We start from the raw sequence: 22,049 nt of genomic DNA, 5'->3' as shown, positions 1-22,049 counted from the left end.
TTTTAATGCTGGCAAGTCTCGCTCTGCAAGGTTGCATGTTTTCCCCCGGTCAACACCTGAACACCTTTGGCATCACCCGCCAGGGTGCCAGTGAAAGCAGCCGGGTCGAGTTGATTCCGATCACACCCAAGCTGATTTCCATGAACCGGGCCACGCAGAAGCGCGAGTCGGTTCCAACGGAACTGCTGGCGACGCCGGCCGAGTACCGCATCGGCAACAACGACGTGCTGTACATCACCGTGTGGGATCACCCCGAGCTGACCGCGCCGTCGGGCGCGCAGCAGCAGATCGACGCCAACGGCCGTCTGGTGCGCTCCGACGGCACGCTGTATTACCCGTACATCAAGGAAGTCCAGGCCGCCGGCCGGACCATCCAGCAACTGCGCGACGACATCGAACAACGGCTGTCGGCGTTCATCGCCGAGCCGCAAGTGGATGTCGCCGTGCTGCGTTTCGCCAGCCAGAAAGTCGTGGTCACCGGTGCGGTCGCCAAGGCTGGCCCGCAGGCGATTTCCACCAACCCGCTGAGCGTGGTCGAAGCCCTCGGTTCGGCGGGCATCGACACCAACAATGCCGACCTGTCCGGGTTGTTGCTGACGCGCAACGGGCGGGTCTATCCGCTGAATCTGGATACCCTCAATCAACAGGATTCCGAGTTGCAGAACGTCTACCTCCAGGGTGGCGACAAGCTGTATCTGCCGTACAACGACAACAAGCGCATCTACGTGATGGGCGAGGTCAACCAGCCGCGCGCGCTGAGCTTCAAGACGGCGACGATGAATCTCTCCGACGTGCTTGGATCGGTCGGCGGCTTGAGCCAGACCACCGCCAATGGCAACGCCGTGTACGTCATTCGCGGGGTGGAAAACCTCGATGTGGAGCCGGCCAAAATCTATCAACTGGAAGCTGAATCGCCCACCGCCATGGTCCTTGCCACGCACTTCGAAGTGCGCCCCCAGGACGTCGTTTATGTAGGGCCTGCCAACGTGACTCGCTGGAACCGTCTGATCAGCCAGTTGGTGCCGTCGGCATCGATTGTCGGTACCGGTGCTTCCGCTGCGAAGAACTGGAGCGAATTCACCAACAACAGCAAATAAGGCCCGCCGACTTTGAAAATCCTGAATGTTGGCGTCTGCCTGATGGCGGCCTTGTTGCTGTGTGGCTGTAATCCGCTGATGGTTGCCTCGGTGACCAACCTCAAGTCGGCGATGGTCGGTCCGGATGACATCGACGTAACGCCGGCCCAGGTGGCCGACGTCAATTATCCGCAACTCAAACTCACCACGCCGTCCGGTTCCGGTGTGCTGGCGCTAGTGCGCAAGCGCGATGACCTGCAGTTCTGGGTGGCGTCCGGCAAGCAGGTCCTGCTGCTGCGCGACGGTCTTGCGGTGCGCAGCATCGGCCTGGGCGTGGAGGGCGATCTGGACGGCACGCGGTTGTCCGATGCGTCGCCGTTCAAGCGCGGCCTGCAAAACGTTACCGATGGCCAGACCAGCCAGCGCTGGATCGATCTCTACAAAGGCCAGGAAGTCGGCTTGATCGTCAACAGCCGCTTCACCCGAAAATCCATGGAAACCCTGAATATCCTGAACAAGGACTACGCCGTGCTGCGTGTCGATGAACGTATCGACGTCCCGGCCATCGGCCTGCGGGCGACCAATCGTTATTGGGTCGATCCGGTGGACGGTTTCATTGTGCAGAGCGAGCAGCAACTGACCTCGCAACTGCGGGTGAAGATCGTGCAGCTGACCCCTGATCGCAGGCATCTGCCATGAAGCGCTTGAGGGTTCTGTCGGCGTGTTTGATGTTGTTCGCCGGCGCAAGTCAGGCGGCGGTCACCGTCAGCGGCGATGTCGCCAACCCCGGGCCGGTGGAGTTGCCGCCCGGTGGCCGATTGACCGATGTCATCAGCGAGGCTGTGCCCAACGCCGAGGGTTACTGGCTGGCGGGTGCGCTGCTGCGACAGTCGTTGCTGGAAGAGCAGACCCGGCTCAAGGTCGGCGTGCTGTTTGACCTGGACGTGTTGCAGCGCATGGCCGATCTGTTCGATCGACCGAGCCGAAAAGCGTTGGCGGTGCGCATGGCGGAGGACGTGCGGCAGATGCCGGTCACCGGGCGCCAGATCGCGGATCTGGACCCGGTGGCGCTGGAAGTCGGCTTCGCCCGCAACATTCGCCTGGATGACGGCGATCGCCTGATCTACCCGCGACGGGTCGATGAAGTCGAAGTGCTCGGCGCGGTCGCCGGCACCTGCCGACTGCCTTATCAGCCGTTGCTCGAGGCCCGTGAATACCTCAGCCGCTGCGTGCTGCTGGAGGACGATGCCGACGCTGATTACCTGTGGCTGATCCAGCCCAACGGTGTTACGCGGCGCGTCGGCATTGCTCACTGGAATCGTGAGAGCGGGCAGTTCCCCGTCGCCGGCAGCAAGATTCTGGTGCCGTTGAAAAGCGATGATCTGGATCCGCCTGTCCCTGAACTGAATCAGCAGTTGGCCGAATTTATTGCCACGCAGTTGGCTGAGGTGGTTCGTTGAATTTGCGTTTTGCAGCTGTGTTGTTATTGCCGTGCGGCCTGGTCCATGCCGAGCCGCGTATTACCCAGGGCGATTTCGGTGGCACCGGTCTGTTGCAGACGCCCACCGCACGCATGTCTCCGGCCGGTGAGTTGAGCGTCAACGCCAACCGCACCGAGCCTTACAGCCGCTACAGCGTTTCGTTGCAACCGCTGGACTGGCTCGAAGGTTCGTTTCGCTACACCGCCATCACCAACCGCCCGTACGGCCCTGAGTCGATGAGCGGCAACCAGAGCTACAAGGACAAGGCGGTCGACGTCAAAGTCCGGCTCTGGGAGGAATCACACTGGGCGCCCGACATCGCTCTGGGCTTCCGAGACGTCGGCGGTACGGGTTTGTTCGCCAGTGAATTCCTGGTGGCCAACAAGCGCTTCGACAACCTGGATTTCAGTGCCGGCATTGCCTGGGGCTACATCGGCAATCGCGGCGATATCGACAACCCGCTTGGCTATCTCGATGATCGCTTCAAGACCCGGCCGGCGATGGAAGGCACCGGTGACGTCAACGCCGGTTCGTACTTTCGCGGCCAGCCCTCGTTCTTCGGCGGCGTGAGTTACCAGACGCCCTGGGACCGGCTGAGCCTGAAACTCGAATACGAAGGCAACGATTACAAGCACGAACCCAAGGACAACGTGATCAAGCAGGACTCGCCGATCAACCTTGGCGCGGTGTTCAAGGTGACGGACTCCCTCGACGTGAGCGCCGCGTGGGAGCGGGGCAACACGGCGATGTTCGGCGTTACCTTCCACACCAACTTTGTCAGCCGCAAGGCGCCGGCCAAGAATTTCGATCCGCTTCCGGAGCCGCTGCCGGCGAAGGCGCCGACCACCTCGATGGATCAGGTCGATTGGGCCAACGTGTCGCAGCGCCTGCAACAGAATGCGGGCTACCGGGTCGAGCGCATCGCCCAGCGTGATTCCGAGCTGATCGTGTACGGCGAGCAGCAGCGCTACTTTCATTCGGCCAAAGCGGTGGGCCGTGCGAGCCGGGTGCTGGACAACAGCGTCAACGCCGACATCGACTGGTTCACCCTGGTGAACAAGCGCTACGACCTGCCGCTGGAAGAAACCAGCGTGCCGCGCCAGACCTTCCGCGAAGTGATCAACAACGAGGAACCGCTGCAAGCGTTGCACCGCACCACCGAGGTCAACCCGGCGATGCCGCACAATGAGAAGACGCTCTACACCCAGCCGCTGCAGCACTTCAGTTATGGCGCCGGTCTGGGCTTCAAGCAGAACGTCGGCGGTCCGGATGGTTTGCTCTATCAGTTCAGTGCAGACCTGGACGCCGAGTTCCGCTTCAACCGCAACACCTGGTGGAGCGGCATGCTCAGCCAGAACCTGACGAACAACTTCGACAAGTTCAAATACGACGCCCCCAGCGGCTTGCCGCGTGTGCGTACGGACCTGCGTCAGTACCTGACCACGTCCGACACCACCATGCCGTTGTTTCAGGTCAGCCACGCCGAGCAACTGGACAAGGATCTGTATGGCATGGTCTACGGCGGTTATCTGGAGTCGATGTTCGCCGGTGTCGGCGGCGAGGTGCTGTTCCGTCCGACCGGCGAGCGCTGGGCGATCGGTGCGGACCTGAACTACGTGCGTCAGCGCGAATTCGACCAGGGTTTCGGCCTGCGGGACTACTCGGTGCTGACCGGCCACATCACCGGTTACACCGACCTGCCTTATGAAACGCTGGCGGCGGTCAGCGTCGGCCGTTATCTGGCGGGCGACTTCGGTGGCACGCTGGATATCTCCCGGGAGTTTTCCAACGGCGTGCGTTTCGGTGCCTGGGCGACCATCACCACGGCGGGCAGTACGGAATACGGCGAGGGTAGCTTCGACAAGGGCATCTATCTGTCGATTCCGTTCGACGAAATGATGAGCATGTCGACCATGCGCCGGGCCAACCTGGTCTGGGCGCCGCTGACCCGTGACGGTGGTGCGCGGCTCAGTCGCAGCTTCCAGCTGCACTCCATGACCGATAGCCGTGAAGACGACATGTTCTATCGCAACTTCGGGAAGATTACCGAGTAAGTCCGCGAGCCTGCGGCAACAAGCAGGCTCCGGGCGGTGATCAGGCGAAGGCGTCGGCCCTGTCGACATCCATATTGACCGATTCACCGAAATCCCCAGCCAGTCCAACCCCCAAATCCGGCCCACAAAAAAGGGGACTTTCGTCCCCTTGCGGTCTTGCCTTGTGAAGCTCTGCGTCTCAGTAAATATCCTTCGACAGCAGGGTAAACGGCGTCTTCACCAGAATCTTCACATCCAGCCACAGCGACCAGTTGTTGATGTACTTGAGGTCGATCTCGACACGCTTTTCCATCTTGTCGAGGGTGTCGGTCTCGCCACGGCAACCGCTGATCTGTGCCAGGCCAGTAATGCCCGGTTTGATTCGGTGGCGGGCCATGTAGGCGAGGATTTTCCCCGAGTAGTAGTTGTTGTGCGCCACGGCATGCGGGCGCGGGCCGACGAGCGCCATATGACCTTGCAACACGTTGAACAGTTGCGGCAGTTCATCCAGCGACGTGCGGCGGATAAAGCGCCCGACGGCGGTGATGCGCGAGTCGTTACGGCTGGCCTGCTTGACGTCGCGATCATCGTGGACGCGCATCGAGCGGAACTTCCAGACCTGAATCACCTTGCCGTTCCAGCCATGGCGATCCTGCTTGAAGAACACCGGGCCTGGCGAGCTGAGCTTCACCGCCAACGAGATCAGCAGCAGCACCGGGCTCAACAGGATGATGGCCAGCAGCGCGACACTTTTCTCCATCAGGCTCTTGCTCAGGGCGGCGGTCGGGCGGCTGGTCAGCGGACTTTCATTGAGGTAGATCGCCGGCAGGCCGTCCACGACTTTTACCGAGTGATTGAGCAGCGTCAGGCTGTTCAGGTCCGGCACCCAGACCACGTCGACGTTGGCATCCAGCAGATCGACATACATCGCCTCGATCTTCGCCGCTTCGGACAGCGACAGCGTGATGTAGAGACGACGGATGTCGTGGCGTTTGATCAGCTCCAGAAGGTTTTCCTGATCGCCGACCACGCGTGGAGCGTCTGCGTCCAGAGCGGGCAGGGTGCCGTTGCTGACCAGACCTACCAACGGCAGGTTTTCGTGTTCGCTGAGCTTCTTCGCCAGGCCCAGGGCCAGTTCGCCGGTGCCGACGATCAGGGTCTTGTGCTCGCTTTTGCGTGAGCGCTGGTAGTACTTCGAAAACGCGTGCAGCGGGGCATACAGCAGCGCCTGACCGAGGAAACCGTACACCGCCCAGTCAAGGATCACCTGACGGGAAAACAGCTCGTCGGCCTTGCAGATAAACGCGATGAACGTCAGTCCGGCCATGGTCATCGACCAGCCCATCAGCAGCCGTCCCAGTCCGGTCAGGTAGTTGTCGCGTTTTCGGTAGGCGCCGCTGAAGGTGTAGGCCGGAACCGAAGCCAACACGGCCAGCATGGTGCACATCCGGTAATAGAACTCGACCGTTCCCGTGTGCTGCTCAGCCAATATAAACAACAGTGAAACAATAAAGCACTGTGCCAGTGCCCATTGGCCCCAGAAGGTAAGTCCCTTGAGGCCGGTGTTTCGGTTGATACGTAGAGTGAGATCCATATGCGATATCCCCAAAAGACTTCCATTCAGGTTTCGACAGTTGAAATCCGAGTTGTCAAACAGACTTGTTTTTGTTGTAGGTGCCGGTGTCTTGAGGGAACAACATCGGTATGCCGAACTGTCGTCAGTGAATAGACTAAGTTATTGGAGAAGATGCTGTCTGACGAGTTCTAACAAGATGGCAAAGTGCCAATCAATTGTATTGGGAAATAATCGAACGTTAGAAAAGGTCAAAGGGCAAAGGGTGAACAAACAATAATGTGTTTGCTATCGTAGGAAGGGTGAGGAGGGAGGCATTAGCGAAAAGGAGGTTCAAACAAGCAAAGTGCTTTTTTATTTTTGTTATTGCACTTGCTTCGATTTCTGGATGTGCAGGCTGTGCTTAGGCAACCACTTCCTGGATCAGGCAATAACCACGATTGCGCACGGCACGAAACAGTCGTTCACCATTGCTGGCACTTTTGAACTTGTCTTGAAGACGGCTCAGGCACATTTCCAGTCCGCGATATTGTTCCGGTTCCCGGCCGATGCTGAGGATCAGTTCGTCACGACTGACGACGCGTTCTTCATGGTGCAGCATCTTTCTGACCAGTGCGGTTTCAAGGCCGGTAAGGCTGATCTCGACACCTTCTTTGACGAGTGCGCCCTGATCATTGTCCAGATGCCAGGCTTCTGTGCAGGGAACATTGCCTTCAATGGAACCGGTATCTTCTATTACCGGCGAGTTCTGGGATGAGTTCACCGATTGTGCTGCCAGCCACTCGGATTCGAGTGTGGCCAATATGCGCTGTGTATCATGTTCAATACTGCGAGCGACGCTTTTCCTTGTGCCGCGTGGGTAAGTGAACTCCATGAGCGTGGGAGTGGAAGAGGGCGAAGCAACACCTTCAACAAACATTTGTGCCCGGGACGTACCGAACGAATTGAAACGTTCACTGGAGAGGATGCTCTCGAGTTCACGTTGCGACGCTGAGTTATTGGTCACGACAACAAAATATTTTCTTGGGAGGGTTGTACTGGTTTCCATGTCTCTCTCCTGAATAACGCACCAAATTTGGCTAAAAGGTAATCGGCAGACGAGTTATAACGCGCTCGGAATAATCGACAGGCAGGGTCTGGGCCCAATTATGGCCCGCGACAAGTTCCACTGGGTCTGCTTTTAGAGTAATGATTTATTGTTATGTTTAAGTGTTGCAGCGCTCATTCAATTGACAGCTTTTTATTGGATGGATATTGCAAATAAAGCGGTGAGACCGTGGATTGTTGAAGCGTTGCATCAGACGTTCCCTCGTATGCTGCAATGGTGATTTCCCTGATTCAGGCGGTTGAGATCAACCCCCTCATCAGACGGTAGCCATACCCGCGAATGCTCTGTATGGCGTTCGTACCGTACACGTCCTTGATTTTCCCACGCAAGCGGCTGATGGATTTTTCCAGCGCGCGAGGGTCGTAGAAATGCGTGTTGAGCCCCATGATGCCGGCAATTTCGTCATGGCTGAGAATGTGATTGCTGGTTTGCGAGAACGCTTCCAGGATCTTCATCTCGGCAAAGGAAATGTCCAGTTTCTTGCTGGTGTCGGAGAGGCAGATACGGGTCGGGTCCAGTATCAGATCAATATCACGCAGCCATTCTTCACTGCTGAAGAAATCCCCCAGCAACTCGCCACCTTCTTCGGAAAGGGTATTGAGCTTGATACAGAAGTCTGCGCCGGCAAGATGGTATTTGATCTTGTTATGGGCGCCGCGACCGGTAATCACCGCACAAATGATTGGCTTCAAGTTCTCGGTGCGCAGGTTCTCCACCAGCGCCAGATTGTCTTCCAGTGCTTGCGGAGTATCGATGACGATGAAAATGGCGCGATAGGCGCCTTGATATTCGTTTGGCTGATATGAACTAGTGAAAGAGTCGGCTTCCAGTGCCAGACCGGACTGCACATGCTGGGCGATTAGCGTTTTGAAGTGTTCGGCCACAGCACGGGTACGCGCCAGGGCAAGAACACCTGGCGCGTCGTTTGTCTGGTGCGAGCTTCTAGTCGCTAAGTTCCCTGTAAGCATCATGCCTTGACTCGAAAAAGTGCGGACATCGGGATGTTAAAGCACCGGTTCTCATCTGTGACTGACAATTGGTAACATTCGCGCGATTTTTAGACGTGGCTCCCGAGTTTTTTAACAATAATTAAGCTTTTCAAGCTTTTAGTTGATTTTCTCGGAGTGCTGAACTAACGAAACGAACGTCGTTAGATAGTGGCGATGTGCAATGGTGCCACTATTTTGTAATTATGGCGACCGATTTTTATGTCCTATGGCCAGTATGGTTCGTCGCCAGAATCATGGGGAGTGTGAGGTGGGTCACATTTTAAGGGGTGAAGGTTATTTTTGCCACTAAGTGAACAAGTTCACAGACGGACGATTATTAACATGGCTTGAGTGTGTCTTTTGATAAGACCTATTCTCCGTCACCGAATCGGGCAAGGGGCGTTGATCTGCCAATTGTTTAATTTCAGATACCCAATGCCTGAGTGCAGTTGACCGGGCGCTCTTCAAGAGCGTTCTGACGGAGGATTAATGGATTTACTGACCTTGTTCAAGGTGTTGGTTTTAGGGGCGGTAGAAGGTCTCACCGAGTTCTTGCCCATCTCCAGTACGGGCCACCAGATTATCGTTGCCGACTTGCTCGATTTCGGTGGCGAACGCGCCATGGCGTTCAACATTATTATTCAACTGGGTGCCATTCTGGCCGTGGTCTGGGAGTTCCGTCCGAAGATCTTCGAGATCGTCAAAGGCCTGCCGACCCAACGCACTGCACAACGATTCACCGTTAATCTGCTGATCGCATTCTTTCCGGCAGTGATTCTCGGCGTGTTATTCGCCGACGCCATTCATCATTACCTGTTCAACCCGATCACCGTGGCGGTCGCACTGGTGGTGGGCGGTATCGTGATGTTGTGGGCCGAACGGCGCAAACACGTGGTGAGCGTCGAACATGTCGACGACATGGTCTGGTCCGACGCGCTGAAGATCGGTTGCGTACAGTGCCTGGCGATGATTCCCGGCACCTCGCGCTCCGGCTCCACCATTATCGGCGGCTTGCTGTTCGGCCTGTCGCGCAAGGCTGCCACGGAGTTCTCGTTCTTCCTGGCAATGCCGACCATGGTCGGTGCGGCGGTGTATTCCGGCTACAAGTACCGCGACCTGTTTCAGGCAGGCGACCTGCCGGTCTTCGCCCTGGGCTTCGTCACCGCATTCGTGTTCGCGATGATCGCCGTACGCGGCTTGCTCAAGTTCATCGCGAACCACAGCTACGCCGCGTTCGCCTGGTACCGGATCGCGTTTGGTTTGCTGATCCTGGCGACGTGGATGTTTGGCTGGGTGAACTGGACAGAAGCGGCGGCCTGATCACTGACTGCTGATCAGCGCGGCGATGGCGAGGTCACTCAACTCCGTATCAGGCAATTCCTGACGAAAACGCTGCAAGGCCGAGCTGAAATACGCGGCTTGCAGCATGCCGTCGCTGGCGAGGAAATAACGTGCCGCTTCTCTTTCCTCTACCGAATACACACGTTTTTTCAGTCCGGAAATGTCCGACATCCCGTCGACCGTGACCATCGTCGTCGTGAAAACCAGAAAACCAGACATCTGGGTCGATTGAAAAGGGCCATCTCCCCCCTCACCGCATCCCTTCGCGAAATCGCAGGAGGCGTAGGCGTTGGCATAGAGAGTCGAGAGTAAAGCGAGGAGGGTGAAACGCTTGAATAAAACGCGGCTGAAGGCGGGCATAACCAAAAGACATCCTGTCAGTACAACAAAACACCGGGCAACGCTCATTCGTTGCCCGCACGCTCAACGCATCGATCAACGACCCGCCAGCAACTCCGCCGCCTGATCCAGCAACGCCAGCGGATCCTTGGCCTTGTGAATATCCACCGACAACAACTGCCGAAACTTGCGCGCCCCCGGGAACCCGGTGCCCAGGCCCAGCACATGGCGCGTGATGTGATGCATCGCCCCGCCTGCGGCTAGATGCGCGGCAATATAAGGTCGCAACTGCGCCAAGGCCTCGGCCCGGGTGATCACCGGCGCCGAACTGCCGAACAACTGCTGATCCACCTCGGCCAGCAAGTAAGGATTGTGATAAGCCTCACGGCCCAGCATCACACCGTCAAAGGTCTGCAAATGCTCATGGCAGGCCTCCATCGTCTTGATCCCGCCGTTCAGAATGAACTCCAGCTCCGGAAAATCCGCCTTCAACCGCGCCGCCACGTCATAACGCAGCGGCGGAATGTCACGGTTCTCCTTCGGCGACAACCCCTCCAGAATCGCAATCCGCGCATGCACCGTAAAACTGGTGCACCCGGCATCCCGTACCGTGCCGACGAAATCACACAGCTCTTCGTAGCTGTCCCGCCCATTGATCCCGATCCGATGCTTCACCGTCACCGGAATCGACACCGCATCACGCATCGCCTTCACACAATCCGCCACCAACTGCGGATGCCCCATCAGGCACGCACCGATCATATTGTTCTGCACCCGATCACTCGGGCAGCCAACGTTCAGATTCACCTCGTCGTAACCGTGCTCCTGCGCCATGCGTGCGCACGCGCCCAGGTCCAGCGGAACACTACCGCCCAGTTGCAGAGCCAACGGGTGCTCGGCTTCGTTGTGACGGAGGAAACGTTCGTGATCGCCGTTGAGCAGCGCGCCGGTGGTGACCATTTCGGTGTAGAGCAGGGCGTTTTTCGACAGCAGGCGTAGGAAGTACCGGCAGTGACGGTCAGTCCAATCCATCATCGGTGCCACACTGAAGCGGCGAGACGGCTCGGAATGGGTATGGCTAGTGTTTACAGGCGCTTCAGGTTTTTCGAAATTCATTGATACTGATCTTTTATACAGCGGTTTTTACCCATTTTTCCTTGTTTTCTGAAGTCGGTTGCTACAATGTAGCAAGCGAATTCGGCAATGTAGCAACTGGAAATGGGCACGATCACATCACGCAAGCGCAAGGACAACTCGACGGCCTACACGGCGCAGATACGGATCAATCGGGACGGGCGCACAGTTTATCAGGAAAGCCAAACCTTCGACCGAAAGCAGGTCGCGCAGGCTTGGATCAAACGGCGTGAGACGGAACTGGCAGAGCCGGGTGCGATTGAGCGTGCAAACCGTAAGGGTGTGACGATCAGGAAGATGATCGAGCAGTACCTAGACGAGTACGAGAAGATCCGGCCGCTGGGCAAAACCAAGAACGCGACGTTGAAGGCGATCAAGGATACCTGGTTGGGCGACCTCGACGACTCGGGTCTCACCAGTCAGAAGCTCGTGGAGTTCGCACAGTGGCGGATGAGTAAAGAGGGTGGCGGTGTTCAGGCGCAGACGGTCGGTAATGATCTATCACACCTGGGCGCGGTTCTGTCCGTGGCGCGACCGGCGTGGGGCTACGAGGTAGATCCGCTGGCCATGCCGGACGCACGTAAGGTTCTGCGAAAGCTAGGTATGGTGAGCAAGAGCAGGGAGCGTAACCGTCGTCCAACGCTGGAAGAGCTAGACAAGCTAATGACGCATTTCTTCGAGATGCAGACGCGTCAAAAAGCCCAGATCGACATGCCGAAGTTGATTGCGTTTGCTCTCTTCTCGACGCGCCGGCAGGAGGAGATCACGCGGATCCGCTGGGATGATCTCGACGAGTCCCGACAGGCCGTCCTGGTGCGAGACATGAAGAACCCTGGACAGAAGATCGGCAACGATGTGTGGTGCCATTTGCCGGATGAAGCTTGGGCGATCCTGCAGAGCATGCCGAGGGCCGAGCGAGAGATCTTCCCGTACAACTCCAGGTCTGTATCTGCATCGTTCACGCGGGCGTGCCCGCTGTTGGGGATTGAGGACCTCCACTTCCATGATCTAAGGCACGAAGGGGTGAGCCGCCTGTTCGAGATGGACTGGGACATTCCTAGGGTATCGAGTGTTTCAGGTCATCGTGACTGGAACTCGCTGCGTCGATATACGCATTTGCGAGGAAGAGGCGATATCTATAAGAATTGGCAGTGGTTGAGCAAAGTTTGCGCTAAATAACAGAAGGGACTTGAATGAAAAACATATTGGATGTGAAGCGAAGTGTTCTATTGTTGTGGGGTGTGGCGGTTAGTTTGTTTCTCTGGTACTTCGTGATGATTTCGCAAAATGAGTTCAGTGTGTTCCAGTATCTGATCTTCTCTACCATTCTGTTTGGCGGTGGATTGGCATATCATGTGATGTCAGAATTGGCAGCTTGCCCCTATACTGAAGATAACTCACCACTATGGAGAAAGATTCGACGCATATTGTGCATCGTTTTCGTTGGCTATTTGATCGCGGGGTCTGCGCTGTGGGCGGGTATCGGCTGGGGCGGGGCGAAAGGCATTCTGTTTGCGATGGTTGGTCTTGTGGCTGGAATGTTTTGGGCGATGCATTTCTTGATGAGGCTGAAAGCGCCGGTTCTTGAACTGCTCGCCTCAAAATGATTTGCGGGGTCGCTTAGACCCCGCTATAACCAGCTTATGCGGCTCTGCCCATCAACTGATTCTGTTCTTTTAGTGCTTTCTCCCGTTGTCGATCAATGTAATCCGCTAAATCTTTTAAGTGAATTCCAAGCGAAGCTTTTTGTGAGTTTGCCCCCAATCTTACGACGGGAATGTCAATCTCTCCATCTAGTTGTTTCCGCTTGAACTTCTCTACTGTTAAGTGCATATAGTCCGCACATACCCGATCAAGCGTAATTACAGCTTGCCCATCGTACTGGGCCATAAGTAAGAACAAGGTGTTCATAGCACCACCTGCTTGATCAATTCGACCTGCTTCCACGCTCTGCGATTCCAAGCTGCGAAGCCAGCGCGATACGCGTAATGCTCACGGGCGAACGAGTCGGATGTCTTCGCACCTGGTACGGTGATGTAGGTGCCCCGCTGGGCGCAGTACTGCAGGCCCTCGGGGACAGGGAACTCTTTCTCGAACTCGACGCGTTCGTCGATCTGCGCTTCGTCGACGGCTTCTTGTGATGGACTTTCAGAGTTGCTGTCAGGGTGCGTATACCCCACAGCAAGCTGCGCGGGCGGGCGATTCTGAGCGGTTAGCGTTGCATTGGGTGTGGCTGCCTCGCGCAGCCTTTCGTGGGGTATGAGCGCCTCGGTGGTGCTGCTGGAAGGGGCAATAATGCCTGCTGCTGCGCAGCAGAGGCTGTTTGTTTCTAGTGTGTTGACGCTGGCTTCCTCGCGGAGCAAAGCGGTCGGGGATTGGGTGTTGTGCTGGTCCTTTTGCATGCCGCTTTCCTCCGAGGTTCGATTGCGCGTTGGTTCATCAGCCGTTGGTGAGACGTGAGCCGTGTTGCGGTATGTGTGGGATTGGGAGTAGGCCTGGCTCATGCGGCGCTCTCCTGATCTGCCGGCTCCAGCAGGGCAGCCATGGCGAGTGCTTGGTCGCGGAGGAGGCGGGTTTCGCGTTCGAGTTTTTTACCCGTGCGGAAGGCGGCGAATGTCTCGGCTGCGATCCGCAGTTTCTCGGCAATCTCCAGCAGGGTGATCCGTTCAGGTTCTCCAAGCTGTGAGGCCTCTACGGCGCGTTTGTAGAAGTCGTAGAGTTGCTCGTGTTTGTTTTGAACCTGCTTGAGCGATAGCGTGAGGTTGCGGATCTCTTCAGATTTGTCAGCGCTCTGAACGGCTATGCCTTCGCTGTAGCCTTCTGCATAACCCTCGGTGAGGCCGTTGCTGAATCCGTTCCGGTAGGCGAGCCAGTAAATGCCGGCGGTCATGAGGACGATTGCTATCAGCGCGCAGATTTGAATTGCAGTCATGTGGTGTGCTCCTGGTGATGTCATCGGCCGGTGGTGGCAGCCGCTTGGTTTGTGGTTGTTACTCGTTGGTGTCGTCCTTTTGTCGCTGCATGTCTTCGTCGGCCTTGTAGGCGCGGATGTCGATCAGTGAGGCGACGTGGCGGATGTGGGCGTACTTCGGTGCCTTGCGGCTCGTGTCCAGCGTCGTGATGGGGAGCTGGATGCGGCCACTGCTGATTTCGGCCGCGAACGATTGCTCGTTGAGGTTGCGAAAGTAGCGTTCGCGAACTCTGTCTAGCGGGATCAGAACGTCGCCGAAGGTGCGAAAGAGCAGCTCGACGGTGGCTGACTCCGGTGCCGGGTGTAGGCGCAGCGGATTTTGGGCTGTGTTACTCATGGCTCTGTTGGGCCTCCTTGCGTTGTTTTCGGGCCGGGTGGTTCCAGGCGTTCAGGCAGTGGGTTCTGGTCAGCTCGCGCAGATGTTCGGGCACTTCGAGGAGCGCGGCGTTGCGCTCCTCTCGTGTCCGCATGGCGATGATCTGGCGGGCGTATTCCCTAGGCCACGTCACGGTTGTCTGCCGGAATGGCAGGCAGGTCGATGCCCAGCTGTTCGGCCAGCCAGCGGATTCCGGGTTGTTTCACCCTGGTCGACTGGCTGTACTGCATGCCGAACTGGTCGTGGTACCACTGACCGTTATTGATTCGTAGGTAGTCGCGGTCACGGTTGGGGTAGGCCGGTAGGTTCTTCTCGTTGAGCAGGCCTTTTTCCCGCATGCGAGCGATGAGCTTTGGCCGAGTAAGGCCGAGTTTAATTGCGGCTTGGGCGAGGGTGCGTTCCATGGCGCCCCCCTTATGCCGCGTGCGCGGCTGGGGTGGCCGCTGCAGCGAGGTGGTTGATGGACTCGGTGACCTTGCCGTAGATCTCGACATCGGTGCCGTACGCGGTGAAGCAGCGGGTGTGCGGGCTTTTGTTGCCGATGCTCAGGATGGTGGTGACACCTGAGCGCGATTGGGTGCGATGCACCGCGACTTGCAAGGGGTAATCGAAGCCCATGTCGAGGCTCAGCACGCCGCCGGTGCGTACCAGCTCGAACACGCGTTGCTTGTCGGAGACCTCGAAGCGGCCGTATTCACGGCTGGCATGCGGGCGGTGCACCAGGTCGCTGGTGTTGCTTGCGTCGAACGGGCCATTGGCAATCTCTTCGATAAAGTCGGCCAGCTTGAGGTGCGTTTTCTTGTCGTTCGGCAAAGTCAGCGTGTGGCGTTCGCTGCCCAGCTCGACGACGAAGGTGCTCTCTGTTGTGCCGCGTTCGACCTTGAGCCGGAACGCCAGGCACTCACGCTTGGGGGCTGTCCGGAGAACGTGGTTAAAGGTCTCGGTCAGGTTGACCTGGGCGTTGAGCAACTGCAGGGTACGGTTGTCGATTTTGTACTTGATCATGCGGCGTGCCCTCCGCCGTTCGGGTCGAATGGGGTGGGGGCAGTGCGAGCTTGCTGCTTCGGTTTGCTGGTGACAAACGAGCAGCCGCTCTCGCGGGCCAAGCGTCGGAGTTCGAAGATTCGGAAGGGATCAGCAGCGGCCGGATGGACGTGCAGGGTTGCGGTGGTGTGCATGGTTTTGCCTCGCTCTGTGGTGGAAGAGTGAGGCGAATATCAACTCTCGGTTGTTAAATGTCAACCTTTGGTTGATTTTGTCTGCGCGAACGCAGCCCGGTGCAATTCGGGCGTTTCTCTTTAGAAATCTTTACAGATTTAGAAAATTCTGATTGATATCTGCCACAAGAGTATTCGAAGATGCGCGATCAAATTCTCATACCTGACGTGAAGCAAGGGATACCGCCATGTCAAAAGAAGTGACAGATGATAGAGACAAAGGGATTAGTGGTAGAGAATGCGTTCCATACTTTGACACTCATAAGGGTCAAATAATTTTCGAGTTTTGGTATTTAGTGGTATTGCTTGCCGCTGCTACTACAATTATGTTTTTGGTCCAGTTCAAATGTATAAGCATGGAGTACAACAATAAAACGTTTGTCTATGCATTGTTTGGTGGCTTTTTGGGCGGCTGGGTCTACGATGCGAAGTGGTTTTATAGGGTCACTGCAAGAGGCAAGGATGATCAATACAAGTATCTATGGCAATGTCATAAGTTTTATTGGCGGGTCCTAACACCGTTCCTCTCGTGCTTAGTGGCATTTGTGACCTATATTATTATTTCTTCAGGAATGTTTCCTGTTGTTTTGAAAAACTCAACTTCTGCTGGTGCTGCTTTTTCAATTTGTTTTATTTTTGGATATTTTTCTGATTTGGTTTTAAGTCGACTAGCAGCTTGGGCGGAGGAGCTTTTGCCTAAGATAAAGAAAAAAAATGCGAATAGTAGTGAGAGCGATGAAGAAGTGTAATGTTTGCCAAGAACTGCATTCTGCAACTATAGAGGGCTGTGATCCTCGGTATCAGGCTCTGGTCGATAGTCGCCAAAACATAATTCACGAAAGTCCAGATTTCGTTGTTCTACCTAGCTTGGGGCCACTCAACGATTCGCACGTGATGATAGTTCCGAAAGCTCATATAAATAATTTTTCTGTAATTCCTGATGCGAAATTAGTGCAGGTTCGCATGATCGCACAGGCCTTATCGTCCTATGTTGAGTTGAGGCATGGTAAAAGTTTGGTTTTCTTCGAAAGTGGGGCTGGGGTTCGGTCTAACCATTCGGGGGGGTGTATAGTTCATGCCCATATTCATTGTGTGTATGAGCATGAGGAATTTGAGCGCCGTTTGTTTCAAGAGATAGATTTTCAGGAAAGTGGTCTAAGTTGGTACAATGGTGCAGATGGTGATCTCGGATATGTATGGTATAAGAGCGGCAAGGGTAAAGCTGTTCTATGCAATAATCCACAGTTGCCGTCTCAGTTTTTGCGATACGTGTACTCTATGAGCGCTGGAGATATCCGATTTTGGAACTGGAGGCGCCATAATAATATCGAGGGCGTACTCAAGGTTGTTGAATGCTACAAAGGTTTTCAGAAATATATAGAAACTTCTCAATCTATTCCGGAATAAATGAACCAACAACTTTTCCGCATATGTGCGTTTCTTCTGTGATTTCTATTATCGGATATTGGGGGTTGATCGGCCTTAAGAACTGTCGACCAGCATCAGCCACTAATATTTTGAAAGTTGCCTCATTGGTTCGCGGTACCCTTGCAATGACCCGATCCCCGGTCTTGGTTTCTGCTTCTGGATCAACAAAAATTATGCATCCAGTCGGATAGCTGCGACCTGGTCCTGGATTCGTCATTGAATCGCCGAGTACCTTCAATGCATATCCTTGATTACTGATTGGGACAGGACAAGACAGCCAAGAGTCGGCATCGTAAGCTTCAAAATTCGAAACTGCTTCGCACCATGCGCCGGCCTGCACCCATGATATTAGCGGTACTTTGCCAAATCGTTGATTGATTTCGCTTACATTACTCCCGCTGGCAATGACGAGCTGATGAACATTGCTTTCACCGCTCTGTATTTTTGGCAAAACGCCATATTCAAGCCATTCGCGTCTAACCTTCAGCCACGAGCAGAGCGCAACCATACTGTCCGCCTCCGCAATCGCTTCACCATTCAGCCACTTGCTTATGGCCTGCGTTGTTTTATCGACCCCCAATTTTTTCAGCTGACGATGGATGTCGACGCCTCGACCCCTGCTGCGTACACCTGCATCGTCGAGGGCTTCATGTAAGCGCTCGCTGAAAGCTGCGCGGAGAGAATTTTTATCAACCATGAGTTGAGAGTCTCATAAAGGTTGCGCAATAGTCAGTTGATCTATAACATCAACCACGAGTTGATAAATGGAGGTTGTCATGCTGGACCCCGCAGATTTTCCGAGCGCGATTGCATTCGCGTTTGAAGCCGTAGGCGGCATCGGGGCCGCCGCGAAGGTATGCAATAGAAGCTATCAGGCGTTGAACAAATGGCGTCAGGCCGCATGCCTGCCGCGAACGGATTACACAGGTGAAACCAAATACGCCGAGCTGCTGGCGACCGCTGCAAATCAGAAAGGCAACGCCTTCCAAGCAGCTTGGCTGCTGAACGCTTCGGCCCCTAACAAAGCTGCAGCGTAGCAAGAAAAAAGGCGACCTAATGGCCGCCCAGTTCCTCCCGGCACGCACCACCACAGCGCTGCCGGGACGCGATGAAGGTAGGAGGGCACACCACATGCAACCACCTCTCTTTATCGCGCTTTTCCAAGGCTCGGAAGCCTTGGTGTTGCTGCCTCTTCCACCACAGATTAGGCAGCTGTTGCGCCAAGGGTGAACAACGGATTGTTCGCCCCGGCACGGTGCCGGTATCGATCCCGAAGATCTAGCCGGCGTTTGGGCCCTTTCAAGCCACGCGGCAAATGTATCACCACTGCATGTCGCGCGGCACTGGCAACTTACAAGGATTAATGCCATGAGCCGAATTGTTCTGAGCTCTCTAGACCGGGCGCAGCGGGAAGTTTTGCCGCTCGATCTTGCGCTTTACCATGCCGCACGGGACTACCCCGGCGGCGCCGCTGCTATCGCCGCCACCACCGGCCGAAATGCGACCACGCTGCAGCACAAGCTTTCCCCAACCCACCCAAGCCACACGGTGAACATCCAAGAGTTCGGCGAGATTCTGGAGCTGACCAAGGATCGCCGCATTCTGGATGCGGTGCATGCGCTGGTCGGTGACACGACCTGGCAGGAGCTGGCCGAGGCGTACACCAATGACATGCCCGAGACGTTGACCACCGGTATCGCGGAATACTTCCGCAAGGTGGCGGATCTCGCAGACACCTGGGCCAAGAGCATTGGCGACGGTGTCGTTACTGATGAGGAACTGGCCGCGATTCGCCTGCAGGTGTTTCGTGGGATTCAGGGGCTGCTGGGGATGTTCAACCGCGCCACGTATGTCAATCAGACGACGCGGGGTGTTGATCGTGGCTGATATCGCTGACTTCGCTAATGATCTGGTGCAAGAGCGCCTCGATCAAGCGCTCGCTGCTCGCAACGCCGCCAAGCCCGCTTTGGCGGCGCATTCGTTTCTGTTCTGCGAAACGTGTGATGACCCGATCCCTGAGGCCCGTCGTTTGGCGCAGCCCGGCTGTACGCAATGCGTGGGATGCCTTTCTGTCGACGAACTGAAGGGGGGTCGCCATGCTGGATGAGGTACTGGGGCAATTCGCGGATTATGGTCTTGAGCCTGCGCAGCCGCTGGTCTTTGGCAAGCTGACCCGGTGCAAAACAGCACAGGACAAGGGCAAGGAAAAGAACGGCTGGTACATCGCCCATGAGCATCGCACCGAGAAGGGTGAGACGCTGATTTTCGGCGCGTTTGGTGACTGGCGTTCGGGTGAGTCGCAGAAGATCAAGGTCAAGGCCGGGCGGATGTCGCCGGAAGAGCGTGAGGTCATGCGCGCTCGACAGGAGGAGGCCAAGCGCCGCGCTGCAGAGATTGCGGCCAGTGCGGCACGTCGTGCAGCCAAGCGAGCGGCGGGCATGTTCAAGCGCATGCCGGAGAAGGGCCGTAGCGACTATCTGGATCGTAAGCAGATCGTCGGTATCGGTGTTCGGTATGCGCCGCGCACCGGTGCGTTCCTGGTGCCGATGTGCAACGTGCGTGACGAGATTGTCGGCCTGCAGGTGGTTTTTCCAACCAAGCAGGAAGACACCGGCCGCGACAAGACGTATTGGCCCTATGGGATGTCGAAGGAGGGCGCTTTTCACCTGATCGGTCCGCATCCGGATCCCGGTGAGCCGGTGTTGGTGTGTGAGGGCTATGCCACGGGCGCAAGCCTGCATATGGCGACGTCGCTGACCGTGGCCATCGCATTTGACGCCGGCAATTTGCTGGTGGTGTGCAAGGCAATGCGTGAGCGCTTCGCCGGCTGCCCGCTGATCATTTGCCGGGACGATGACTGGAAGACCACGAAGCCTAACGGTGATGCCTGGAACCCTGGTGAAGAGAAGGCCAACAATGCGGCGCTGATCGTCGGTGGCCAGGTGGTTGCGCCGATCTTTTCCGGTGAGCGGGAGATCAAGTGGACCGACTTCAACGACCTGCATGTTGCCGAAGGTTTGGAGGCTGTGCGCCGTCAGGTGCTGGCGGTGGTCAAGCCGCCGGCCGCTGGTGGCTGGAAAGACATGTTGGCTCGGAGCGAAAGCGGCGCGCTGATCGCGCACATGCAGAATGTCGAGTTGATCCTGGCCAACGATGAACGTTGGGCCGGGGTGATCAGTTACAGCGCGTTCAGTTCGAAGATCGTGAAGCTGCGTGCGGCGCCGTACGGCGGCGGCACGGGCGATTGGGCGGACATCGATGATGTGCGGGTGATGAAGTGGCTCGCGCAGCAGTACAACTTGCGGGTCAAGGCGTCGCATGTGATCGAGGCGGTGAGTGTGGTTGCGCATGACCATGCGTTTCATCCGGTGCGGCAGTACCTGCGCAAGCTTGAGTGGGATCGCGTGCCGCGCCTGGAAAGCTGGCTCACGGATGTCATGGGCGTGAAGGCCACCGATTACTCGTCCAAGGTGGGTAAGCGCTGGATGTTGTCGGCGGTGGCCCGGGTGATGAAGCCGGGCTGCAAGGCTGATTCGGTGATGATCCTTGAGGGTGCGCAGGGCGCCGGTAAGTCTACGGCAATGAGCATTCTCGGCGGCGAGTGGTTCATGGATACGCCGTTCGCCCTCGGCGACAAGGACGGCTTTCAGGCGATCCGGGGCAAGTGGATCGTCGAGCTGGGCGAGTTGGACAGTTTCAACAAGGCCGAGAGCACCAAGGCCAAGCAGTTTTTCTCGGCGTCCACCGATACCTACCGTGAGAGTTACGGCCGGCGCACGATGGACGTGCCGCGTCAGTGCGTGTTCGTGGGGACGACGAACCAGGACGAGTACCTGAAGGACGCGACCGGTAACCGCCGTTATTGGCCGGTGGCGTGTACGAAGGTGGATCTGGAGCTGTTGCGCTCGATCCGCGATCAGCTATGGGCCGAGGCGGTGTTCTGTTACGACGCGGGCGACCTTTGGTGGGTGACGCTGGATGAAGCGGCGATGTTCGGCGAAGAGCAGGACGAGCGTTTTGTGGTGGACGAGTGGGAAGGGCCGATTCTGACCTGGTTGGAAGAATCCCAGATCGGCGAGACCACCACCGGCAGTGAAGTGCTGAGCAGTGCGTTGAAGTTGGACTTCGGGCATTGGGGCAAGCCGGAGCAGATGCGGGTCGGGGCGATCATGCATCGGTTGGGATGGCGTCGTGTTCGGATGCCGCCGCTGGTGAAGAGTGGTCAGCGGCCCTGGGCTTACAAGAAACCTGCAGGGTGGGGCGGTGCTTCGGCGTTGAAGCGGGAACCGATTGAGGAGCCTTGCTTTGATTAAGGAGATCGATTCGCTGCTTCGATTGTGGGCGCAGGAACTGCATTCCGAACATTCGAAAGGGGGGCTTGCTGGGGGGAACATGGTTGCCATGATGATGGAGAGCAATGGGCAACTGATTCGTGGGCGGCGGGCCTTCCGTGCGCCGCTGGAGAGTTCTCTCGACATCGAGCTGATTGTGACCAAGCATCTGGCGCCCGAGCTGGTGACGGTTGTACGGGAGCATTACTGCACGCTCGACGTTGATATGCGCTTGCGGTATGCACACTGCGGTTGTGGTCGCGACACGTACTACCAGCGTTTGCATGAGGCACACCTGCAGATCTACTGGGTGCTGATGGGGGCGGCTGCGTGACCCCAGGCATTCGTCCGGCTGTTGCTGTCCCACTGGCCCGTCTTGTCCCGCTGCGTTTTGATGCAGTGGGACAGGTGCGGGCCTTGTCGTTGTTGGGCTGTCCCACCGTCCCGCTAAAAAGTGCCTCCCGCCCGTGTAAGCGTAGCGGGCAGCAATACGCGCGTTTCACGCGCACGCGTGTTCTTTAAGATTCTTCCTTTACACGAGAAAGGAGAGAAATGAGTAGGACAGTGGGGCGAAGCCCCGAATTTAGGCGCTCTCAGGCGTCCCACTTCGATTCTGAATGGTGGGACAGATGGGACGCCGCCGAAACAGCAG

Annotated in this window: 27 protein-coding genes; 14 read left to right on the top strand and 13 right to left on the bottom strand. The window is 56.8% G+C overall.

Annotation, left to right across the window (positions count from 1 at the left end; genetic code table 11):
• Window positions 1-35: 35 nt before the first annotated feature.
• Genes C6Y56_RS18995 through C6Y56_RS18980 form a run of 4 tightly spaced genes read left to right on the top strand, consistent with a single transcriptional unit; the run spans window position 36 to window position 4,611 of the window.
• Window positions 36-1,097 (top strand): polysaccharide biosynthesis/export family protein, encoded by a 1,062-nt coding sequence (locus C6Y56_RS18995; RefSeq protein WP_207866927.1) that lies wholly within the window; start codon window positions 36-38, stop codon window positions 1,095-1,097.
• A gap of 12 nt (window positions 1,098-1,109) precedes the next feature.
• Window positions 1,110-1,775 (top strand): YjbF family lipoprotein, encoded by a 666-nt coding sequence (locus tag C6Y56_RS18990; protein WP_169431185.1) that lies wholly within the window; start codon window positions 1,110-1,112, stop codon window positions 1,773-1,775.
• Window positions 1,772-2,536 (top strand): capsule biosynthesis GfcC family protein, encoded by a 765-nt coding sequence (locus C6Y56_RS18985; protein WP_169431184.1) that lies wholly within the window; start codon window positions 1,772-1,774, stop codon window positions 2,534-2,536. Before C6Y56_RS18990 ends, C6Y56_RS18985 begins: the two co-directional genes overlap by 4 nt.
• Window positions 2,533-4,611 (top strand): YjbH domain-containing protein, encoded by a 2,079-nt coding sequence (locus C6Y56_RS18980; protein WP_169431183.1) that lies wholly within the window; start codon window positions 2,533-2,535, stop codon window positions 4,609-4,611. The genes C6Y56_RS18985 and C6Y56_RS18980 overlap by 4 nt, the downstream gene beginning before the upstream one ends.
• A gap of 178 nt (window positions 4,612-4,789) precedes the next feature.
• On the opposite strand, the gene C6Y56_RS18975 is transcribed toward C6Y56_RS18980, so the two are convergent.
• The 3 genes from C6Y56_RS18975 to C6Y56_RS18965 all read right to left on the bottom strand — a co-directional run bounded on the left by C6Y56_RS18975 (window position 4,790) and on the right by C6Y56_RS18965 (window position 8,242).
• Window positions 4,790-6,184, bottom strand: coding sequence for an undecaprenyl-phosphate glucose phosphotransferase (locus tag C6Y56_RS18975; RefSeq protein ID WP_169431182.1), 1,395 nt, complete (start codon window positions 6,182-6,184; stop codon window positions 4,790-4,792).
• 382 nt (window positions 6,185-6,566) lie between these two features.
• Window positions 6,567-7,211, bottom strand: a complete 645-nt coding sequence (locus C6Y56_RS18970; protein WP_169431181.1) for a winged helix-turn-helix domain-containing protein — start codon at window positions 7,209-7,211, stop codon at window positions 6,567-6,569.
• Between the two features lie 290 nt (window positions 7,212-7,501).
• Window positions 7,502-8,242 carry a winged helix-turn-helix domain-containing protein gene (locus C6Y56_RS18965; protein WP_169431180.1) on the bottom strand — a complete coding sequence of 247 codons (741 nt, stop codon included), beginning with the start codon at window positions 8,240-8,242 and terminating at the stop codon, window positions 7,502-7,504.
• Window positions 8,243-8,749: 507 nt separating this feature from the next.
• Here C6Y56_RS18965 and C6Y56_RS18960 point away from each other — a divergent pair.
• Window positions 8,750-9,580: an undecaprenyl-diphosphate phosphatase gene (locus tag C6Y56_RS18960; RefSeq protein WP_169431179.1), complete on the top strand. Its 831-nt coding sequence runs from the start codon at window positions 8,750-8,752 to the stop codon at window positions 9,578-9,580.
• Here the strand turns inward: C6Y56_RS18960 and C6Y56_RS18955 are convergent, their stop codons facing one another.
• Both C6Y56_RS18955 and dusA read right to left on the bottom strand, forming a co-directional pair.
• Entirely contained in the window at window positions 9,581-9,961 is a 381-nt protein-coding gene (locus C6Y56_RS18955) for a DUF2388 domain-containing protein (RefSeq protein ID WP_249314323.1), read from the bottom strand.
• Window positions 9,962-10,036: 75 nt separating this feature from the next.
• Window positions 10,037-11,056 carry a tRNA dihydrouridine(20/20a) synthase DusA gene (dusA, locus tag C6Y56_RS18950; RefSeq protein ID WP_169431177.1) on the bottom strand — a complete coding sequence of 340 codons (1,020 nt, stop codon included), beginning with the start codon at window positions 11,054-11,056 and terminating at the stop codon, window positions 10,037-10,039.
• 102 nt (window positions 11,057-11,158) lie between these two features.
• Between dusA and C6Y56_RS18945 the strand changes: the two genes are divergently transcribed.
• Both C6Y56_RS18945 and C6Y56_RS18940 read left to right on the top strand, forming a co-directional pair.
• Window positions 11,159-12,253: a site-specific integrase gene (locus C6Y56_RS18945; protein WP_169431176.1), complete on the top strand. Its 1,095-nt coding sequence runs from the start codon at window positions 11,159-11,161 to the stop codon at window positions 12,251-12,253.
• Between the two features lie 14 nt (window positions 12,254-12,267).
• Window positions 12,268-12,681, top strand: a complete 414-nt coding sequence (locus C6Y56_RS18940; protein WP_169431175.1) for a hypothetical protein — start codon at window positions 12,268-12,270, stop codon at window positions 12,679-12,681.
• Window positions 12,682-12,715: 34 nt separating this feature from the next.
• On the opposite strand, the gene C6Y56_RS18935 is transcribed toward C6Y56_RS18940, so the two are convergent.
• From C6Y56_RS18935 to C6Y56_RS18905, 7 genes are read right to left on the bottom strand one after another with little or no spacing between them, the layout of a single operon-like run.
• Window positions 12,716-12,985, bottom strand: a complete 270-nt coding sequence (locus C6Y56_RS18935; protein ID WP_169431174.1) for a pyocin activator PrtN family protein — start codon at window positions 12,983-12,985, stop codon at window positions 12,716-12,718.
• Window positions 12,982-13,578 (bottom strand): hypothetical protein, encoded by a 597-nt coding sequence (locus C6Y56_RS29265; RefSeq protein ID WP_249314322.1) that lies wholly within the window; start codon window positions 13,576-13,578, stop codon window positions 12,982-12,984. Before C6Y56_RS29265 ends, C6Y56_RS18935 begins: the two co-directional genes overlap by 4 nt.
• Window positions 13,575-14,006, bottom strand: a complete 432-nt coding sequence (locus C6Y56_RS18925) for a hypothetical protein (protein ID WP_169431173.1) — start codon at window positions 14,004-14,006, stop codon at window positions 13,575-13,577. The genes C6Y56_RS29265 and C6Y56_RS18925 overlap by 4 nt, the downstream gene beginning before the upstream one ends.
• Window positions 14,007-14,064: 58 nt before the next feature.
• A complete protein-coding gene (locus C6Y56_RS18920) occupies window positions 14,065-14,382 on the bottom strand; it encodes a pyocin activator PrtN family protein (protein WP_169431172.1) in 318 nt (105 codons plus the stop codon).
• Complete coding sequence (locus tag C6Y56_RS18915) at window positions 14,375-14,515, bottom strand: hypothetical protein (RefSeq protein ID WP_169431171.1); 141 nt, start codon at window positions 14,513-14,515, stop codon at window positions 14,375-14,377. The genes C6Y56_RS18920 and C6Y56_RS18915 overlap by 8 nt, the downstream gene beginning before the upstream one ends.
• A 25-nt stretch (window positions 14,516-14,540) precedes the next feature.
• On the bottom strand, window positions 14,541-14,825 hold the full coding sequence (locus tag C6Y56_RS18910; RefSeq protein WP_169431170.1) for a phage antirepressor KilAC domain-containing protein: 285 nt from the start codon (window positions 14,823-14,825) through the stop codon (window positions 14,541-14,543).
• Between the two features lie 10 nt (window positions 14,826-14,835).
• Entirely contained in the window at window positions 14,836-15,426 is a 591-nt protein-coding gene (locus C6Y56_RS18905) for a hypothetical protein (RefSeq protein ID WP_103368808.1), read from the bottom strand.
• A gap of 400 nt (window positions 15,427-15,826) precedes the next feature.
• Here C6Y56_RS18905 and C6Y56_RS18900 point away from each other — a divergent pair, with 400 nt between their 5' ends.
• Entirely contained in the window at window positions 15,827-16,387 is a 561-nt protein-coding gene (locus tag C6Y56_RS18900) for a hypothetical protein (RefSeq protein WP_169431169.1), read from the top strand.
• Window positions 16,353-17,045: an HIT domain-containing protein gene (locus C6Y56_RS29610; RefSeq protein ID WP_432760311.1), complete on the top strand. Its 693-nt coding sequence runs from the start codon at window positions 16,353-16,355 to the stop codon at window positions 17,043-17,045. Before C6Y56_RS18900 ends, C6Y56_RS29610 begins: the two co-directional genes overlap by 35 nt.
• Here the strand turns inward: C6Y56_RS29610 and C6Y56_RS18890 are convergent.
• Window positions 17,032-17,763: a LexA family protein gene (locus C6Y56_RS18890; RefSeq protein ID WP_169431167.1), complete on the bottom strand. Its 732-nt coding sequence runs from the start codon at window positions 17,761-17,763 to the stop codon at window positions 17,032-17,034. The genes C6Y56_RS29610 and C6Y56_RS18890 overlap by 14 nt on opposite strands.
• 79 nt (window positions 17,764-17,842) lie before the next feature.
• Between C6Y56_RS18890 and C6Y56_RS18885 the strand changes: the two genes are divergently transcribed.
• From C6Y56_RS18885 to C6Y56_RS18865, 5 genes are all read left to right on the top strand, one after another.
• Complete coding sequence (locus C6Y56_RS18885) at window positions 17,843-18,103, top strand: hypothetical protein (RefSeq protein ID WP_169431166.1); 261 nt, start codon at window positions 17,843-17,845, stop codon at window positions 18,101-18,103.
• A 331-nt stretch (window positions 18,104-18,434) separates the two neighbouring features.
• On the top strand, window positions 18,435-18,953 hold the full coding sequence (locus C6Y56_RS18880; protein WP_169431165.1) for a phage regulatory CII family protein: 519 nt from the start codon (window positions 18,435-18,437) through the stop codon (window positions 18,951-18,953).
• Window positions 18,946-19,173 (top strand): TraR/DksA family transcriptional regulator, encoded by a 228-nt coding sequence (locus C6Y56_RS18875; protein WP_169431164.1) that lies wholly within the window; start codon window positions 18,946-18,948, stop codon window positions 19,171-19,173. The genes C6Y56_RS18880 and C6Y56_RS18875 overlap by 8 nt, the downstream gene beginning before the upstream one ends.
• Window positions 19,163-21,379 (top strand): VapE domain-containing protein, encoded by a 2,217-nt coding sequence (locus C6Y56_RS18870; protein WP_169431163.1) that lies wholly within the window; start codon window positions 19,163-19,165, stop codon window positions 21,377-21,379. The genes C6Y56_RS18875 and C6Y56_RS18870 overlap by 11 nt, the downstream gene beginning before the upstream one ends.
• Window positions 21,372-21,731 carry a hypothetical protein gene (locus C6Y56_RS18865; protein ID WP_103368800.1) on the top strand — a complete coding sequence of 120 codons (360 nt, stop codon included), beginning with the start codon at window positions 21,372-21,374 and terminating at the stop codon, window positions 21,729-21,731. Before C6Y56_RS18870 ends, C6Y56_RS18865 begins: the two co-directional genes overlap by 8 nt.
• Window positions 21,732-22,049: the final 318 nt, after the last annotated feature.

This window comes from Pseudomonas fluorescens (assembly GCF_012974785.1).
Lineage (GTDB): Bacteria > Pseudomonadota > Gammaproteobacteria > Pseudomonadales > Pseudomonadaceae > Aquipseudomonas > Aquipseudomonas fluorescens_BT.
Note: the sequence above shows the minus strand (reverse complement) of the source record. Positions and strands in the feature narration are given on the sequence as shown.

What these genes read in the sequence shown, in the direction of transcription:
- C6Y56_RS18995 (WP_207866927.1), top strand. Translation starts at nt 36, where the DNA reads ATGTTTTCCCCCGGTCAACACCTGAACACCTTTGGCATCACCCGCCAG.
- C6Y56_RS18985 (WP_169431184.1), top strand. Translation starts at nt 1,772, where the DNA reads ATGAAGCGCTTGAGGGTTCTGTCGGCGTGTTTGATGTTGTTCGCCGGC.
- C6Y56_RS18975 (WP_169431182.1), bottom strand. Translation starts at nt 6,184, where the DNA reads ATGGATCTCACTCTACGTATCAACCGAAACACCGGCCTCAAGGGACTT.
- C6Y56_RS18970 (WP_169431181.1), bottom strand. Translation starts at nt 7,211, where the DNA reads ATGGAAACCAGTACAACCCTCCCAAGAAAATATTTTGTTGTCGTGACC.
- C6Y56_RS18965 (WP_169431180.1), bottom strand. Translation starts at nt 8,242, where the DNA reads ATGATGCTTACAGGGAACTTAGCGACTAGAAGCTCGCACCAGACAAAC.
- C6Y56_RS18960 (WP_169431179.1), top strand. Translation starts at nt 8,750, where the DNA reads ATGGATTTACTGACCTTGTTCAAGGTGTTGGTTTTAGGGGCGGTAGAA.
- C6Y56_RS18955 (WP_249314323.1), bottom strand. Translation starts at nt 9,961, where the DNA reads ATGCCCGCCTTCAGCCGCGTTTTATTCAAGCGTTTCACCCTCCTCGCT.
- dusA (WP_169431177.1), bottom strand. Translation starts at nt 11,056, where the DNA reads ATGAATTTCGAAAAACCTGAAGCGCCTGTAAACACTAGCCATACCCAT.
- C6Y56_RS18945 (WP_169431176.1), top strand. Translation starts at nt 11,159, where the DNA reads ATGGGCACGATCACATCACGCAAGCGCAAGGACAACTCGACGGCCTAC.
- C6Y56_RS18940 (WP_169431175.1), top strand. Translation starts at nt 12,268, where the DNA reads ATGAAAAACATATTGGATGTGAAGCGAAGTGTTCTATTGTTGTGGGGT.
- C6Y56_RS18935 (WP_169431174.1), bottom strand. Translation starts at nt 12,985, where the DNA reads ATGAACACCTTGTTCTTACTTATGGCCCAGTACGATGGGCAAGCTGTA.
- C6Y56_RS29265 (WP_249314322.1), bottom strand. Translation starts at nt 13,578, where the DNA reads ATGAGCCAGGCCTACTCCCAATCCCACACATACCGCAACACGGCTCAC.
- C6Y56_RS18925 (WP_169431173.1), bottom strand. Translation starts at nt 14,006, where the DNA reads ATGACTGCAATTCAAATCTGCGCGCTGATAGCAATCGTCCTCATGACC.
- C6Y56_RS18920 (WP_169431172.1), bottom strand. Translation starts at nt 14,382, where the DNA reads ATGAGTAACACAGCCCAAAATCCGCTGCGCCTACACCCGGCACCGGAG.
- C6Y56_RS18915 (WP_169431171.1), bottom strand. Translation starts at nt 14,515, where the DNA reads ATGCGGACACGAGAGGAGCGCAACGCCGCGCTCCTCGAAGTGCCCGAA.
- C6Y56_RS18910 (WP_169431170.1), bottom strand. Translation starts at nt 14,825, where the DNA reads ATGGAACGCACCCTCGCCCAAGCCGCAATTAAACTCGGCCTTACTCGG.
- C6Y56_RS18905 (WP_103368808.1), bottom strand. Translation starts at nt 15,426, where the DNA reads ATGATCAAGTACAAAATCGACAACCGTACCCTGCAGTTGCTCAACGCC.
- C6Y56_RS18900 (WP_169431169.1), top strand. Translation starts at nt 15,827, where the DNA reads ATGTCAAAAGAAGTGACAGATGATAGAGACAAAGGGATTAGTGGTAGA.
- C6Y56_RS29610 (WP_432760311.1), top strand. Translation starts at nt 16,353, where the DNA reads ATGCGAATAGTAGTGAGAGCGATGAAGAAGTGTAATGTTTGCCAAGAA.
- C6Y56_RS18890 (WP_169431167.1), bottom strand. Translation starts at nt 17,763, where the DNA reads ATGGTTGATAAAAATTCTCTCCGCGCAGCTTTCAGCGAGCGCTTACAT.
- C6Y56_RS18885 (WP_169431166.1), top strand. Translation starts at nt 17,843, where the DNA reads ATGCTGGACCCCGCAGATTTTCCGAGCGCGATTGCATTCGCGTTTGAA.
- C6Y56_RS18880 (WP_169431165.1), top strand. Translation starts at nt 18,435, where the DNA reads ATGAGCCGAATTGTTCTGAGCTCTCTAGACCGGGCGCAGCGGGAAGTT.
- C6Y56_RS18870 (WP_169431163.1), top strand. Translation starts at nt 19,163, where the DNA reads ATGCTGGATGAGGTACTGGGGCAATTCGCGGATTATGGTCTTGAGCCT.